Consider the following 15,232-nt stretch of genomic DNA (forward strand, 5'->3'; position numbering starts at 1 on the left):
GTATTACTTCCTGGTATCGATGCGGCCATCGTGATCGGGATGGGAACGCACATGGGTCACGCCGTACCAGAGATGCTCCCACCAGTGATCGCGCGAACGCACGGTCAGCAGGCACTTCTGGTCGAACCCCTCCTTGAACACTTGATCGGGACAGAGATTCGACGCCATCGCATGGCGCTGGTTTTCGGCATGGACGAGCGCGATGCCGAACCAGACGGTGGTCAGGACGAAGATCAGCGCAAGCGTCCACGCGACGTGATTCACGTTACTGGTCTCGAACAAGTTTTCCTCTTTGGGCCGGGACCCTTCGTAAATCTTGAGGATCTCGCCTTCGACTTTATCGGTCATTTTTCCTTGGCTGCCTTCGCCACCAGTGCGTCGAGGACCTGGCCGGTCGCCGTCATCAGCTGGCCCATGTCCTGGATCTTGTTGGACTGCGCCACCGTTGCCGGCGACACGACGTATTTGCCGTCGATGACGACGGTCGGGGTGCTGCTGGCCTTGTACGCTTCGGCGATCTGCGGCAGGCGCTTGAGCTTGGTCTGCACGCCGAACGAGTTCCACGCTTCCATGAATTTCGCCTTGTCCAGGCCGTTCGCGGTGGCCCAGGCGATGATGTCGTCGTCCTTCATCAGGCGCTTGCGCTCGACGTGCACGGCGCGGAACACGCGGTGATGGTATTGCTCCAGCTTGCCCATGGCGTCGAGCGTCAGGAACAGGCGGGCTTCCGGATCGCTGGCGCCCTGGAACGGCAGCGGGATGCGGCGCATCACGATGTTGTCACCCTGCTTCTTGACCCAGTTCACCAGGGTCGGCTCGAACGCATTGCAGGCGCCGCAGTGGTAGGCGAAGAACTCGACCACTTCGACCTTCTTGCCCACGGTCTGGGTCGGCTGCGGGGTCGCGAGCACGGTGTATTCGGCGCCGACGCGCGGATCGGTTGGCGAAGCATTGGCGAAACCGGCGACCAGGGCAGCGGCAACGAGGGCGAAACGCAGGGTGCGCATAAAATCCTTCCAAAAGAATGAACGAACGACCGCGAGATTACCACTTTTTGTCTGTCCCCTGTCCCGGGAGCGCAATTTTTTGCATTTGCTTACGGCTGAAACAGGGGCGTGGTGACTTTCAATCTACGCCGGCAACGCGAATAGTCAAGTCGTCAAGGCCGGCGCCCGCGCGCGTCCTCGAGCAGCGCGCAGATGCGGGCGGCGCCGTCGGCCGTGCGCGGCCCCGCCCGGCTGGTCAGGTCGCCATCGATCTCGAACAGGTTGCCGCGTCTTACCGCCGTCATGCCCTTGTACGGTTGCCAGATCTTCCAGCCGGGGTCCTTGGGATCATCGCGCTTGCCGACCAGGATCACTTCGGGATCGGCTTCGATCACCGCCTCGATGCCGACCTCGGGCGCGATCGTCTTCAGGGCCCCGAACAGGTTGCGGCCGCCGCACAGGCGCAGGATGTCGCTGGCGACATGGTCGTCGTTGAGGGTGTACAGCGGGCGGTCCCAGACCTGGTAGAACACGCCGACCTGCGGCCGCCCGGCGTAGCGCGTCCTGAGCGCTGCGATGCGCGCGCTGTAGTCGTGCGCCGCCCGCCGGGCCACGGGCTCGGTGCCGAGCAGCCGGCCCAGGCGCAGCAGGCTGTCGCCGACCTGCTCCAGCCGGCTCGGCTCGCTGTAATAGACGGGGATGCCCAGCCGCGCCAGCTGCTCGACCTGGCGCGTCGGGTTGCCGCTCTGCCAGACCACCAGCAGGTCGGGCTTCAGCGCCAGCACGCGCTCGACATCGATCTTGTTGAAGCTGCCGACCTGGGGCAGCTTTTTCGCCGCCTCGGGATAGTCGCTGTAGTCCACTGCGCCGACCATGCGCGCCCCGCCGCCGGCCGCGAACAGCAGCTCGGTGACGTGCGGCGCCATCGAGATCACCCGCTGCGCCGGCCGCGCCAGCGTGACCGTGCGCCCGGCGTCGTCGACGACGGCGATCGCCGCGAACGCATTGACCGAGGTTGCGGCCAGCACGGCCGCCAGCGCGGACTTCATGGCCTCAGAAGTCGAAGCGCAGCGACAACTTGAGCTGGCGACCGTCGCTTGGATAGATGCCGGCGCGGCAGTTGTAGGCCTGGCTGTAGTACTGGCGGTCGGCCAGGTTCAGGCCCGACAGCGCCACTTCCCACGGGCCGAAACGGCGCGCATAGCGGGCGTCGATCGTGGTGAACGACGGCATGCGGGTGCTGCAGCTGTTGGTGAAGTCGTCGCCATAGCGCTGGCTGTCGACCCACTGGGCGCCGATGTCGGCGGTCTGACCAATGCCCGGCGTCCACGCCAGGCGCGCGGTGACCACGTGTTTCGGCACCAGCACCATCTCGCGGCCGGCGTTCGGGCCGTCGCGGAACTCGGCCTGCACGTACTGCCAGGAGCCAAGCAGGCGCCAGGCGTCGGCGAAGATGGCTTGCCCTTCCAGCTCCACGCCCTGGCGGCGGGTCGGATCGAGGTTGGTGTTGGCGCCATAGCCGATGGTCGGGTCGTAGAAGATCTCGTTCGTCAGGCGGTGGCGGAACACGCGCGCGGTCACCTTGCGCGCATCGAGGCCGGCGCTGACGCCCAGTTCCAGGTCGCGCGAGGTTTGCGGCTCCAGCACGTCCAGGGTCGAACGGTAGCTGTTTTCATCGATATTGGCGATGCGGTAGCTGCGGCCGGCCTTGGCGAACACGGTCACGAGCGGCATCACGTCGATGCTGCCTTCCACGGTCCAGGCGTTGAGCGACTGCTTGCGGTGCTCGTTCACGACCGGCGGGAAGGCCAGCGGGTCGCTGTAGTCCTTCTCGAAGCGCTCGTGGCGGCCACCCACCGCCAGGCGGGCGTTGTGCGGGGCGTTCCAACGCAGTTCGTCGCGCAGGTAGAAGGCTTTCGAGTCCTGGCGCGCGTCGCCGGCCGAGAAATTGGAGGTAACCTCGCGCTCCCAGCGGATCAGGTCGATGCCGGTGACGAATTCGTTGCGCTTGTCGCCGAGGTCAAGGGTGTGACGCAGGCGCGGCGAGAACTGGGTCTGTTCGGCCTCGTAGACCGATGTCGACGGCGCGCCGAAGTCGTAGGTGGACGAGACCTCGCGCTCGCGGTGCGACAGATCGGCCGCCAGCTCGAAGGCGCCGACACGGTGCTCGACGAAGGCGGTCACGCGGTCGGTGTCGAGCGAGCCATAGTCCTTCGGCGTGTTGCTCTGGGTTGGAATGGTCAGGAACTGCTCTTCCGTCAGCGAACCCGGCAGGCGCGAATCGGAACGCGAACTCTCGAAGCGCAGGCCGGCGCGGCCGTTCGGCGCGTAGGCATACCCCACGCCGCCACTGAAGCTGGTCTGCTCGTAGTTGTTGTTGTCGCGGTAGTTATCCGTGCTGCGGTCGCTTACTGCGGCGTCGAACGACCATGGGCCGGCGCCGTGCGTGACCGAGGCGCGCAGGTCGCGGTGGTCGAAGCGGCCGGCTTCGGCGAACAGGGAACCATGCGTTCCCGCGCCCGCGCCGCGGCGGGTAACGATATTGATCACGCCGCCGGTGGCGCCGTCGCCATACAGCACGCTGCTGCCGCCGCGCGTGATCTCGATGCGCTCGACCGTGTCCACGGGAATGGTCGACAGCACCGTGTGCGCCAGCTCGTTCTCGTTCAGGCGCACGCCGTCGACCAGCACCACCGTGTTCTGGGCGCTGTTGGTGCCGAAGCCGCGCAGGTCGAGGCCGAAGTCGGGCGAGCCGTCCAGGCTCTGGCGGCCGAACACGCCGCCGATCTTCCGGATCGCCTGGTTGACGTCGGTGGCGCCGGCGCTGCGGATCTGCTCCGCGGTGATGACGGTGGCGCCGATCGGCGTGGCCTGGGCCGGGAAGCGCGGGCCGGTGATGAGGACTGAAGGGACGGCGTCCTGGGCCGCGGCATAAGGGCCGAACATGGCGAAGGCGCAAGCCAGCGCGAGTGGCGCGCGGCGCGGTGCAACTGCAAAAATCATGATGAATGTGTTCTCGATAAAAGGCACCGGCCTGCTTCCCCGCAGGCCGGAGTCAAAGGAAACGCCTGGCGCTTCCACCTGCTTTGGCCGGTATCCGGGCTGGCAAGCATGACGGCCTCACCTTCCTGCGCAGAACAGACCGTACAGCGGCGCAGTGGTTGTCGAGACCGTCCGCCACGCTGCAGATGCAGACGCGGCGCTTGTTGACCGTTGCGGGGGCAGCACACTTCCATGGCGGCGCGTGGCGCGGCCATGTCGTGTTTCCCGTTTAACTTCGCGCACCTGGACGTGCGCGAGAGCACCAAAACGGGGCGATTATACCTTGACGAGGTGCGACCTGCCCGGCCGCCGGCAAGCTCTCGCCGCTTGGGCTAACATGACCGTTTCAATGCACGACAGGAGCGGTCATGGCGCGCTTACCCACCTTGCCCACCTATTTCGTCTCGCACGGCGGCGGCCCCTGGCCGTGGATGCGCGAGCAATACGGGTCGGCCTACAACCAGCTTGCCGACTCGCTGGCCGCGCTGCGGGCCGAAGCTGGCGAGACGGTGCGCGCGGTGCTGGTCGTGACCGCCCACTGGGAAACGCCGCAGTTCATGGTGTCGTCCGGCACGGCGCCGGGCATGATCTATGACTACGGCGGCTTCCCGCCGCACACCTACCAGGTCAAGTACCCGGCCCCGGGCGAGCCGGCGCTGGCGCGGCGCGTGGCCGACCTGCTCGCCGCCGCGGGCCACCCGGCCGCGCTGGACGCCGAACGCGGCTTCGACCATGGCACGTTCTCGATGCTGTACCCGGTCTATCCGGAAGCGCGCATGCCGGTGGTGCAGCTGTCGATCCGGCGCGACCTGGATCCGGCCACCCACCTGGCGGCGGGCCGTGCGCTGGCGCCGCTGCGCGACGAGGGCATCCTGATCATCGGCAGCGGGCTGTCGTACCACAACCTGCGCCAGTTCGGGCCGAACGGGCGGGAGGCGTCACGCGCTTTCGACGGCTGGCTGCAGCACGCGCTGCTCGAACTCGATCCGGCGCAGCGCGAACAGGCCTTGCTGCGCTGGGATGCGGCGCCGATGGCGCGGGCGGCGCATCCGCGCGAGGAGCACCTGATTCCACTGATGGTGGCATTGGGGGCGGCCGAACAGGAGGCGGCCGCCTGCGTCTATCATGAAGACGCGTTCATGGGGAATTTGACGGTGTCGAGTTTCAGGTTCGGGGCACCGCCAGCGGCGTGATTACGTCCCGCGCTTGCCGCGCGCCGCTTCCTCGGCTTTCGCGGCGGCCTTCTCGGCCGCGATACGTGCTTTTTCGGCCATCTCGGCCTCGTGCTGGGCCAGGCTGGCCGCGCGCGATTCCGGCGTCTCGAGGCTGATGCGGCCGAGCGCGCCCTGGCGGTAATCCTGCAGCAGCGTGTGCGCCGCCTTTTCGTAGTCGAAATCGCCGCCGCGCACGCGAAAACCCCGGCGCTGGGCCACGCCCTCGATCACGGCAACGCCGTCCATCCCTTCGGTCTTGAAACCGTAGCGCGCGCTCAAGAGCTGCGGATAGCGCTGCAGCAGCAGCTCGCCCAGGTATTCGGCCACTTCTTCCTCGACCAGCGCATTGGTGCCGATCGCATGGCTGGCGGCCAGCATCAGGCCGTCGCTGGCCATGGCGATCTTCGGCCACAGCATGCCTGGGGTGTCGACCAGCACCACGTTCTTGTTCAGGTACAGGCGCTGCTGGGTCTTGGTCACGGCCGGCTCGTCGCCCACCTTGGCCACGCGCTTTTTCAATAGGGCGTTCATCAGCGTCGATTTTCCGACGTTCGGAATGCCCATGATCATGATGCGCAGCGGCTTGGTCGGCACGCCGCGGTGCGGGGCCAGCGACAGGGCCAGGTCCGGGATGCGGGCCACGTCGGCCGGCTTCTTGGTCGTCATCGGATAGGCGGTCACGCCTTCCTGGGCATCGTAATAGGCTTTCCAGGCGGCGGTCGCGTTCGGGTCGGCCAGGTCGATCTTGTTCAAGACCTTCAGGCAAGGGCGCTGGCGGAACTTGCGCAGCTCTTCCACCAGCGGGTTGCAGCTCGCCTCGGGCAGGCGCGCATCGAGGACCTCGATCACCAGATCGATGTTTTCCATCTGCTCGGCCGCTTCCCGCTTGGCCGCGTTCATGTGGCCAGGGAACCATTGAATCGACATACTATTGCTCTCTTAATCTTTCGTCCAAGGCGCTATTTTACGCTGAGCGTCGACACAAACGTAGCGGCGCAGCCACAAGGCCTCTTTCCATCGCGCGCTCCGTTGAGCTATTGCAACACTGATGACATATTCCGCGCGCACACTGCTCTCTTGCCTGCACAAGATGGAGATGGGAATGCGCGTACGGGAAAAACTGAAACGGTCGCTGGCGCGCTGGTATGGCGTGCTGATGCTGTGCTGCGCCATCGTGGTGTCGGCGATGGTCGAGCAATTGCCCCTGCTGCCCTACTGAACCACCCTGTCCATCCGGCAGTCGGCTGGCGGCAGCGGCGCCTGCGGATCGAAATGCGCCAGCCGCGTACGGGCCGCGGCGCGGTCTTTCGCGTACTCGGCCAGGTAGCGGCTGCGTTCCTCGCTCTGCCACTCGGCATCCGGCACGCCGGCCAGCGAACGGGTGCGGCTGGCAAACACCTTGCCCTCCAGGCGCGGCAACAGCAGGCGGTCGGGATCGACATTTTCGCGCAGCAGATAGCCCTCGACGTCGCGCAGCAGCAGCGGCAGGCGCGGCGCGCCATCGTGCAGCAGCTTGCCGTACACCCTGAGCCGCACCTGCTGCGCGCCCTGCCCCAGCACCTCGTTGAAGGTGGCCAGCGCGAACGGCCGGCCGTCCGCATCGTCGACGCGGCCCGTGACCACGTAGCGCCCTGGCAGGCGCACCTCCAGCGGCAGCGCGAACTGCAGCGCGCCACCGTCGACCGCCTCGCGCGGCGCCCCGCTCCAGGTGGCCGGCGACTGCGGCGAATACATGACGTCGAACAGCACGAAGCCTGCGCGGCCGCCGGCCTGGTAGCGCACCTCGAGCCGGATGGTGCCGTGAAAACCCGCCAGCGCCGTTTGCGCCGGCGCGAGTGTCCCCTGCCAGGCGCCGCCTTGTTCAGCGAACGGCACGGCGACCTGCGGCGCCGGGCGGCTCGGCCCATAGGTCATGCCCTGGGCCAGTGCGCGCGTGACGACCAGCGGCAGCGGCTGGCCGCCCCCATCCACCGCGCGCAGCGAGAAGCGGGCCTCTTCGCCGGCCGCCAGGTAGACCCGCGACTGCGCGGTCTGCAGCTGGACCTCGGGGTGGCTGTCGCCGCCCTCCGCCCGCATCGGATTGGTCTCGAGCAGCGGCTGGTTCGGGTACAGCTGGTCGGAATGGTGGCCGGCCGGCCGCGAATCGTGCGGATAGCGCGAATGCGCCAGGTAGCTGCAATAGGTGTGATCGGTCAGGCGCACCTGTTCGACCAGCTGGCGCCGGCGCACGGCGCGGTCTTCAAGCCGGGGCGCGACGGGCCGCGCCTCGGCAATGGGAGGCGCGGACTGCGGCGCCTGCGCCGCGTCGGGCACCGCCTCGCCCTTGTCCGCCAGGACGATCAGCCCCAGGCCGATGCAGGCCCCCACGCCCGCCGCGGCCGGCCAGCGCCAACGCCGACGCCAAGCCATCCTGTGCCCCTAGTTGGCGGTATCGACCATCGCCTGGCGCACGACCCCGATGATGCCCTCCCAGTTGCCGTCGGCGTAGTGATCGAAGTCTTCGCCGTCGTCGCGGAAGGCGACCGAGTGCCAGCTCCACTTGACGCTGCCGCCCTGGTTCGGTTCGGTGCCATAGCGCAGGTCGTCGCAGAACCAGTCGCCCGGATTGCACAGCGAACGGCCGGCGTTGCCGGCCGCGCCGCCGCTGCTGTGATAGGCCACCACCTCGTCGTCCTGGCCCGGCAGCAGGAAAGAGTACAAGGTGCCGCGCGCGCCGGCGTAGCGGTAGAACCAGATATTGCGGGTGTCGTTGTGGTTGTACATGGCGCGCGCGGTGCCGGTGCGCAGGTCTTGCACCAGCGGCTCGGAGGTGGTCCAGGCGCCGGCATTGGCCAGTTCGGAGCCGCCCGCCGCGCCCGAGGCCGTCCTGACCCACTTGATGTTCCAGCCGCCCTGCACGCCGCCCGCGTCGCCGCAAACGCCGGCCGCATTGGCCGTGGCGTTCTTGACCGCGCGCGTGGTGCCGCCGAAGTTGGCCAGCGTGTACCCCAACAGCAGCTCGCCCGCGCTATAGGCCGCGATATAGCACCAGTTCTGGCCGGTGCAGAAGCAGTCGAGCGCGTCGCGCACGCGCACGCTCTGCGACGAGATGCTGCTGTAGCCGTCCCAGTTGACGGCCTTCTTGTTGACCCCGGCGGGCGTGGTATCCGGCCCCCAGTAGCGGAAATCGGCGTAGTTGCCGGGACTGCCGCCGCTGTTGCGACCGTTGATCCAGAGCGTGTAGTTGGCGGCCTCTGCGATGCCGGCGGCTGATAGCAAGCAGAGCGCACACAGGGTGTGTTTCTTTTTCATCTTCGTCTCCTCTACGCGGGCTGGCCTTACGGCCGGGTTATGCGTTAGTGCGCGCGAGAGTGCCTTGGGTTCCCGCCAAGGCGCCCGGCGAGGGCGGGAACGACGGGTCGAAGATGTGCGTATCTACTCGAGGTCGGCCATCACCTTCAGGTGCGCCACCACGCTGCGGCCCAGCGCCGACAGGTCGTAGCCGCCCTCCAGGCAGCTCACCACGCGCCCGCCGGCATGTTCCTTCGCCACCGCCATGATCTGGCGCGTGATCCAGGCATAGTCGGCTTCCACCAGGCCCATGCCGCCCATGTCGTCGTCGCGGTGGCCGTCGAAGCCGGCCGAGATGAAGATCATCTGCGGCTTGAAGGCGTGCAGGGCCGGCAGCCAGTGTTCGCGCACCAGGGCGCGCACCGCCTCGCCGTCGCTGCGCTCGGGCACCGGCAGGTTGACGCGGTTGGCCGTGACCGGCTCGACCTCGCTGTAGGGATAGAACGGATGCTGGAAGAAGCTGGCCATCAGCACGCGCGGATCGTCGCGGAAGGCGTCGGCGGTGCCGTTGCCGTGGTGTACGTCGAAATCGACGATGGCGACCCGCTCCAGGCCGTGGGCCTCGAGCGCATGGCGCGCCGCGATCGCGACGTTGTTGAAGAAGCAGAACCCCATCGGTTCGGTCGGCGTGGCATGGTGGCCGGGCGGGCGCACCGAGCAGAAGGCGTTGGAGACGCTGCCCTTGATGACGTCGTCGGTGGCGGCCACCGCGGCGCCGGCCGCGCGCAGCGCCGCCTGGTAGCTGTAATGACAGAGCGAGGTGTCGCCGTCGAGCGGGTAATAGTCGCCGGGCGTGGCCGGCACGTGGTCGCGCACCAGCGCCAGCGCCCCTTGCGTATGGTTGCGCAAGACCTGCTCGACCTCGGCCAGCGGCGCGCTGCGCTGCTCGATCAGCCCGTCCAGCCGGGCCAGGATCAGCTGGTCGTCGATCGCCTGCAGGCGGGCCGGGGATTCGGGGTGCCAGCTGCCCATTTCGTGCCGCAGGCAGTCCGGGTGGCTGTAAATCGCTGTGCTCATGGTGCTCTCGTCTCCGACTATGCTCATCCATTCACACCCTGCGCCGCCGTTCTCGCATAGAATCTTCTGGAACGGCTGGCAGTGGCCAGGGCATGAAGCTTGCCAATGGCGCTAATCTACCACGGCAGGCCGCGGCCCCGCTCGTCCGCTGCCATGGCAAGCGCACGCCGAACGACGCATCGATCAATTCACGGAAAATCCATGTTCAACAAATTGCACGCCGTCGCACGCCAGGTCAACGAAGTCGTGGTCGGCAAGGACCAGCAGGTGCGCCTGGCCCTGACCTGCCTGCTGGCCGGCGGCCACCTGCTGCTGGACGACCTGCCGGGCGTGGGCAAGACCACGCTGGCGCATGCGCTGGCGATCTCGCTCGGCCTGCGCTTCAACCGGGTCCAGTTCACCAGCGACCTGCTGCCGGCGGACGTGGCCGGCATCTCGGTCTACGAGCGCGACAAGAACGAGTTCGTGTTCCATCCCGGACCCATCTTCACCCAGGTGCTGCTGGCCGACGAGATCAATCGCGCCACGCCCAAGACCCAGTCGGGCCTGCTCGAGGCGATGGAAGAACGCCAGGTGTCGGCCGACGGCGTCACGCGGCCGCTGCCCGAGCCGTTCTTCGTGATCGCGACCCAGAACCCGGCCAACCAGGTCGGCGTGTTCCCGCTGCCCGAATCGCAGCTCGACCGCTTCCTGATGTGCCTGAGCCTGGGTTATCCGGACGCCGCCGCCGAGCGCGCGCTCCTGATGGGCGAAGACCGGCGCAGCATGCTCAAGACCCTCCAGCCGGCCATGCTGCCCGAGGAACTGGCCCAGGCCCAGCGCCAGCTGCGCGAGATCCACGCGTCAGGCAACCTGGTCACCTATGTGCAGGCGCTGGCCCAGGCGTCGCGCCAGAACGGCCTGTTCGCCGAAGGCCTATCGCCGCGCGCCGCGATCGCCCTGCTGCAGGCCGGCCGCGCCTGGGCCGCGCTGGAAGGGCGCGACCACGTGATCCCGGAAGACATCCAGGCCGTGCTGGTGCCGGTCTGCGCGCACCGCCTGCGGCCCCTGCGCGCCGCCCACGGCACCGCGCTGGCCAGCCGCGACCTGGTGCTGCAGCTGCAGAAGGCGGTCCCGGTCTGATGGGGCAGACGGCGCAGAAGGTCTGGGGGCTGCGCGGGCGGCTGCGCCGCGCGACCGGCGCCTGGCTGCCGCGCGCCGGCACGCTCGACGCCGGAGAGGTGGTGCTCAGGCAGCGCCGCGTGTTCATCCTGCCGAGCCGGGCCGGCCTGGGCTTTGCCCTGCTGCTGGCGGTGCTGTTGATCGGCTCGGTCAATTATGCGCTCGGCCTGGGCTTCGGCCTGACCTTTCTTGCGCTGTCATGCGCGCTGGTCGACATGGTCGCCACCTACCGCAACCTGGCGCACCTGGCCCTGCAGCAGGGCCGGGTCGCGCCCGTGTTCGCCGGCCAGGAAGTCCAGTTCGAACTGCAGGTGTTCAACCGCACGCGGCTGGCGCGCTACGCCATCCGGGCCGATTTCGCCGACGTCGCCAATGTCGACGATATGCGCCACGTGGCCGACATCGCGCCCGGCAACCACGCGATCCTGACCTTGTCGGCGCCGACCCTGCAGCGCGGCTGGCTGGCGCCGGCCCGGGTCAAGCTGTCGACGCGCTTTCCGCTCGGCCTGTTCACCGCCTGGAGCTACTGGCGCCCGGCCGCGCGCGCCCTGGTCTATCCGCGCCCCGAGGAAGGCGCGCCGAGCCTGCCGCTGGGCGGGGGCAGCGGGGCCAGCCTGCGCGCCGCCGGCCACGAGGACTTCGCCGGCGTGCGCAACTACCAGGCCGGCGATTCGCCGCGCCAGCTGGCCTGGCGCCAGATCGCCCGGCTCGACCCCAGCATCGGCGGCGCCCTGGTGTCGAAGCATTTCGAGGGCGGCGGAGGCGACCAGCTGGTGCTCGACTTCGATGCCCTGCCCGCCACGCTCGACCTCGAGCTGCGCCTGTCGCGCCTGACGCGCTGGGTGCTGGAGGCGGAAAGCCGCGCCCTGCCCTATGCCTTCCGCCTCGGCGCGCTGCGCTTGCCCGCCGCCCTGGGCGCGGCCCACCAGGCGGCCTGCCTGCGCGCGCTGGCGCTGCATGGGCTGGAGAACGACATGGGGGAAGCGGCATGAAACTCCTGGCGACGCCGCTCACCCGCGACAAGGCCGACACCCTGCTGCTGCTGGGCAGCGCGGTGCTGGTGCTGGCGCCGCATACCCTGCACCTGCCGCTGTGGGTCTCGCTGCTGTGCGGCGCCACCCTGGCCTGGCGCGCCGCGATCACCCTGCGCGGCAAGCGCATGCCGCCGGCCCTGGTGCTGCTGCCGGTGGCGGTGGCCGCGATGGCCGGCGTGCAGTTCAGCTACGAGACCCTGCTCGGCAAGGATGCCGGGGTGGCGATGCTGGTGCTGCTGGTCGCCTTCAAGATGCTCGAGATGCATGCGCGGCGCGACCTGTTCGTCGTGATCTTCCTGTGCTTCTTCCTGGTGCTGACCAACTTCTTCTATTCCCAGGGGATCGGCACCGCCCTGTTGACGATCGCCTCGGTGCTGCTACTGCTCGCGACTCAACTTTCGTTCCAGTTCGCAGGCAGGGTGCCGCCGCTGCGCACCCGCCTGGCGATGGCCGGGCGCATGCTGGCCTTCGCCCTGCCGATCGCGATCGTGCTGTTCGTGGTCTTCCCGCGCATCCACGGCCCGCTATGGACCATGCCGGGCGATTCAGGCGGCGGTTCGCGCTCGGGCCTTTCCGACACGATGGCGCCGGGCCAGATGTCGAACCTGGCCTTGTCCGAGGAGCCGGCCTTCCGCGTGCGCTTCCTGACGCCGCCCCCGGTGCAGACCCAGCTCTACTGGCGCGGCCCGGTGCTCGACTTCTTCGACGGCCTGACCTGGTCGCGCGGCGCCAGCCAGGCCTCCGGCCGCGACCTGCACCTGGCGGTGCATGGCGATCCGGTCGACTACGAGGTCACGCTGGAACCCTCGCAGTCGCGCTGGGTGTTTACGCTGGAGATGCCGGGCGAGCTGCCGCAGGTGGCGGGCCACGAACTGCGCCTCTCGCCGCAGTTCGAGCTGACCGCGAACGAGGCGCTCTCCAGCCGGGTGCGCTATCGCGCCAGCTCGCACCTGCAGTTCGCCTTCCAGGGCGGGCCGGCCCTGGACGACGCGCGCCGCTGGCTGCTGCTGCCGTATGGCTTCAACCCGCGCGCGCTGGCCGCCGGGCGCGCGCTGCGCCGGCTGCCCGATCCGGCGCAGCGGGTCGAGGCCGTGCTGGCGCAGTTCCGCGAGCAGCCCTTCGAATACACGCTGGCGCCGCCGCTGCTGGGCCGGCACACGGTCGACGAATTCCTGTACGGCACCCGCTCGGGCTTTTGCGAACACTATTCCGGCGCCTTCGTGTTCCTGCTGCGCGCGGCCGGCGTGCCGGCACGCGTGGTCACCGGCTACCAGGGCGGCGAGATCAATCCGCTCGACGGCTTCATGACCGTGCGCCAGTCCGATGCCCACGCCTGGGCCGAAGTCTGGATCGCGGGCAGCGGCTGGCAGCGGGTCGACCCGACCGCGGCGGTGGCGCCCGAGCGCGTGCGACGCGGCCTGGACGCCTCGGTGCCGCGCCCGGCGCCGTTCGGCATCGAGGCGCTGCGCGGCATGAATCCGTTCCAGGGCGGCGCCAACGCCTGGCTGGCCCAGCTGCGCAATGCCGTCGGCGCCGTCAACAACGGCTGGAACCAGTGGGTGCTCAACTATACGCCGGAGCGCCAGCGCGACGTCGTGCGCGACTTGCAGCGCACACTGTCCGGCTGGCCTTTTATCGCTCTGTTAACGTCTGTTGCCCTGGGCCTCGCCCTGCTGGTCTTTTTGCGCCGCCGCCGGGAAATCCACCCGGTCGATGCTCTATACTCGACCCTGTGCAAGCGTCTCGGCCAACTGGGCCTGGCGCGCGCGCAGGACGAAGGACCGAGCGCCTACGCGGCGCGGGTCGCCGGCGCCAGCGAGCTGGCGCCTCAAACGCGCGCGGCGGCGCAGGAATTCCTGCGTCGTTACAGCGCCTGGCGCTACGCGCCCCCGACAACCGATCCCCGGCTTACCGCCACCTTGAAAAGCTTATTGTCGCAAGTCAGATGAAATCGATCGCAATCCTGTTTTCCGCGCTCGCGCTTGCCGCCGGCGCGCATGGCGATGCCCTCGCCGCTCCCCAGACCACCTCGACCCAAGCCGCGATGACGCTGGCGGCCGACCAGGACCCGGAACACGTGAACTTCGTCGAATGGCTGCCGGTGCGCGAGTTCATCGAAGAGATGGTCACGCAGCACGGCTTCGAGCGCGAGGCGCTGCATACCCTGTTCGGCCAGGTCCGTTTCATCGACCGCGCCGTGCAGCTGGTCAAGCCGGCGCCGCCGGGCAAGCCGAAGAACTGGCAAGCCTATAGCGCGCGCTTCATCGAACCGATCCGCATCCGCGCCGGCGTGCGCTTCTGGAACGAGAACGCGGACGCGCTGGCGCGCGCCGAGGCGGCCTATGGCGTGCCGGCCGAGATCATCGTCGGCATCATCGGCATCGAGACCATCTATGGCCGCGATACCGGCAAATTCCGCGTGCTGGACAGCCTGACCACGCTCGCCTTCGCCTATCCGGAAGCGCCGAACCAGGCCGCGCGCAAGGCCTTCTTCCGCGAGGAGCTGGCCAATACCCTGGTGCTGGCGCGCGAGCGCGGCTACGATCCGTTCTCGCTGCTGGGCTCGTTCGCTGGCGCGGTCGGGATGCCGCAGTTCATGCCGAGCAATATTCTCAAGTACGGCGTCGACTTCGACAGCGACGGCCGGGTCGACCTGCGCGGTTCGGCCACCGATGCGATCGGCAGCGTGGCCAATTTCCTAGTCCAGCATGGCTGGAATGCCGAGCACCGCGGCCCGACCGTGTTCGCGGCCGACGTCTCGCCGGCACGCGCCTGGGAAGGCTTGCTCGGGCGCGGCCTGGAAGCCACCCTGCGCCCGGAAGAGCTGCGCGAAGCGGGCGTGAGCACGGGGACGGCGCTGCCGGGCGACCGCCTGTACGGCCTGATCGACCTGCAAAACGGCGCCGAGGCAACGGAATACTGGGTGGCGAACGATAACTTCTATGCCATCACCAAATACAATCGCAGTTACTTCTATGCCATGTCGGTCGTCGACCTGGGGCGTGCCGTGCGGGCGGCACGGCCTGGCTGAGTCTTTCCAGGCGGGAAATTTTGTAATCCTTTGTAACAGGTTTCCCGCTTTCCTCTTCCGTTGTTCGTAGGCATTCTCCTACATACCCCCCAGGGGTATCCGCCGACAACATTGTTGTGTCCGTGACAAAAATAGCACTGATGGCAACATACCCCCCTGTTTCTTTCCATTTCGTCAGCAAATATCGTACCGTGCGGCATCAAATGCTGGATGCCCGTACACTGGTCATTAAATAAAAAACAATATATTTCTCCAGTGACTTTGTGAGAGAATTGCATTGCGGCTATTGTTGCAATGAGACAACAAAATCCGAGGTGAGAAAAATGATTCCGACTTGCTCATGAGTATCGGAATAAAAATAGTTGTACAATTGAATAGAAAATTACGAAATTAAACTTCCGGAATCGAACGCCGCCA

13 protein-coding genes and 1 riboswitch are annotated in these 15,232 nt (G+C 67.8%); of the genes, 5 read left to right on the forward strand and 8 right to left on the reverse strand.

All coding sequences use genetic code 11. The annotated features are described in order from the left end of the window. Window positions 1-3 precede the first annotated feature (3 nt). From LO55_RS00095 to LO55_RS00110, 4 genes are all read right to left on the reverse strand, one after another. Window positions 4-348 carry a hypothetical protein gene (locus LO55_RS00095; RefSeq protein ID WP_071359967.1) on the reverse strand — a complete coding sequence of 115 codons (345 nt, stop codon included), beginning with the start codon at window positions 346-348 and terminating at the stop codon, window positions 4-6. Then, on the reverse strand, window positions 345-1,007 hold the full coding sequence (locus tag LO55_RS00100; RefSeq protein ID WP_005669033.1) for a thiol:disulfide interchange protein DsbA/DsbL: 663 nt from the start codon (window positions 1,005-1,007) through the stop codon (window positions 345-347). Before LO55_RS00100 ends, LO55_RS00095 begins: the two co-directional genes overlap by 4 nt. Before the next feature lie 152 nt (window positions 1,008-1,159). Next, window positions 1,160-2,035 (reverse strand): cobalamin-binding protein, encoded by an 876-nt coding sequence (locus LO55_RS00105; RefSeq protein WP_071359968.1) that lies wholly within the window; start codon window positions 2,033-2,035, stop codon window positions 1,160-1,162. 4 nt (window positions 2,036-2,039) lie between these two features. Then, window positions 2,040-3,989, reverse strand: coding sequence for a TonB-dependent receptor (locus LO55_RS00110; RefSeq protein ID WP_229409995.1), 1,950 nt, complete (start codon window positions 3,987-3,989; stop codon window positions 2,040-2,042). 68 nt (window positions 3,990-4,057) lie between these two features. Beyond that, window positions 4,058-4,310, reverse strand: a riboswitch (cobalamin riboswitch). A gap of 86 nt (window positions 4,311-4,396) precedes the next feature. Between LO55_RS00110 and LO55_RS00115 the strand changes: the two genes are divergently transcribed. Further along, window positions 4,397-5,221, forward strand: a complete 825-nt coding sequence (locus LO55_RS00115; protein WP_071359970.1) for a DODA-type extradiol aromatic ring-opening family dioxygenase — start codon at window positions 4,397-4,399, stop codon at window positions 5,219-5,221. Here the strand turns inward: LO55_RS00115 and ylqF are convergent, their stop codons facing one another. From ylqF to LO55_RS00135, 4 genes are all read right to left on the reverse strand, one after another. Continuing rightward, a complete protein-coding gene (gene ylqF / locus LO55_RS00120) occupies window positions 5,222-6,169 on the reverse strand; it encodes a ribosome biogenesis GTPase YlqF (protein ID WP_083415059.1) in 948 nt (315 codons plus the stop codon). It abuts the gene before it with no gap. A 285-nt stretch (window positions 6,170-6,454) separates the two neighbouring features. Continuing rightward, a complete protein-coding gene (locus LO55_RS00125) occupies window positions 6,455-7,651 on the reverse strand; it encodes a hypothetical protein (RefSeq protein WP_071359972.1) in 1,197 nt (398 codons plus the stop codon). A gap of 9 nt (window positions 7,652-7,660) precedes the next feature. After that, entirely contained in the window at window positions 7,661-8,533 is an 873-nt protein-coding gene (locus LO55_RS00130; protein ID WP_071359973.1) for a hypothetical protein, read from the reverse strand. Window positions 8,534-8,656: 123 nt separating this feature from the next. After that, complete coding sequence (locus LO55_RS00135) at window positions 8,657-9,589, reverse strand: histone deacetylase family protein (RefSeq protein ID WP_005669018.1); 933 nt, start codon at window positions 9,587-9,589, stop codon at window positions 8,657-8,659. A 201-nt stretch (window positions 9,590-9,790) separates the two neighbouring features. Between LO55_RS00135 and LO55_RS00140 the strand changes: the two genes are divergently transcribed. The 4 genes from LO55_RS00140 to mltB are packed head-to-tail and all read left to right on the forward strand — an operon-like array spanning window position 9,791 to window position 14,815. Further along, a complete protein-coding gene (locus LO55_RS00140; RefSeq protein ID WP_005669016.1) occupies window positions 9,791-10,711 on the forward strand; it encodes an AAA family ATPase in 921 nt (306 codons plus the stop codon). Next, on the forward strand, window positions 10,711-11,742 hold the full coding sequence (locus LO55_RS00145; protein WP_071359974.1) for a DUF58 domain-containing protein: 1,032 nt from the start codon (window positions 10,711-10,713) through the stop codon (window positions 11,740-11,742). The genes LO55_RS00140 and LO55_RS00145 overlap by 1 nt, the downstream gene beginning before the upstream one ends. Then, window positions 11,739-13,733: a transglutaminase TgpA family protein gene (locus tag LO55_RS00150; RefSeq protein ID WP_071359975.1), complete on the forward strand. Its 1,995-nt coding sequence runs from the start codon at window positions 11,739-11,741 to the stop codon at window positions 13,731-13,733. Before LO55_RS00145 ends, LO55_RS00150 begins: the two co-directional genes overlap by 4 nt. Then, complete coding sequence (mltB, locus tag LO55_RS00155; protein WP_071359976.1) at window positions 13,730-14,815, forward strand: lytic murein transglycosylase B; 1,086 nt, start codon at window positions 13,730-13,732, stop codon at window positions 14,813-14,815. The genes LO55_RS00150 and mltB overlap by 4 nt, the downstream gene beginning before the upstream one ends. Window positions 14,816-15,232: the final 417 nt, after the last annotated feature.

It is taken from the genome of Massilia timonae (assembly GCF_001866515.1).
Classification (GTDB): domain Bacteria; phylum Pseudomonadota; class Gammaproteobacteria; order Burkholderiales; family Burkholderiaceae_D; genus Telluria; species Telluria timonae.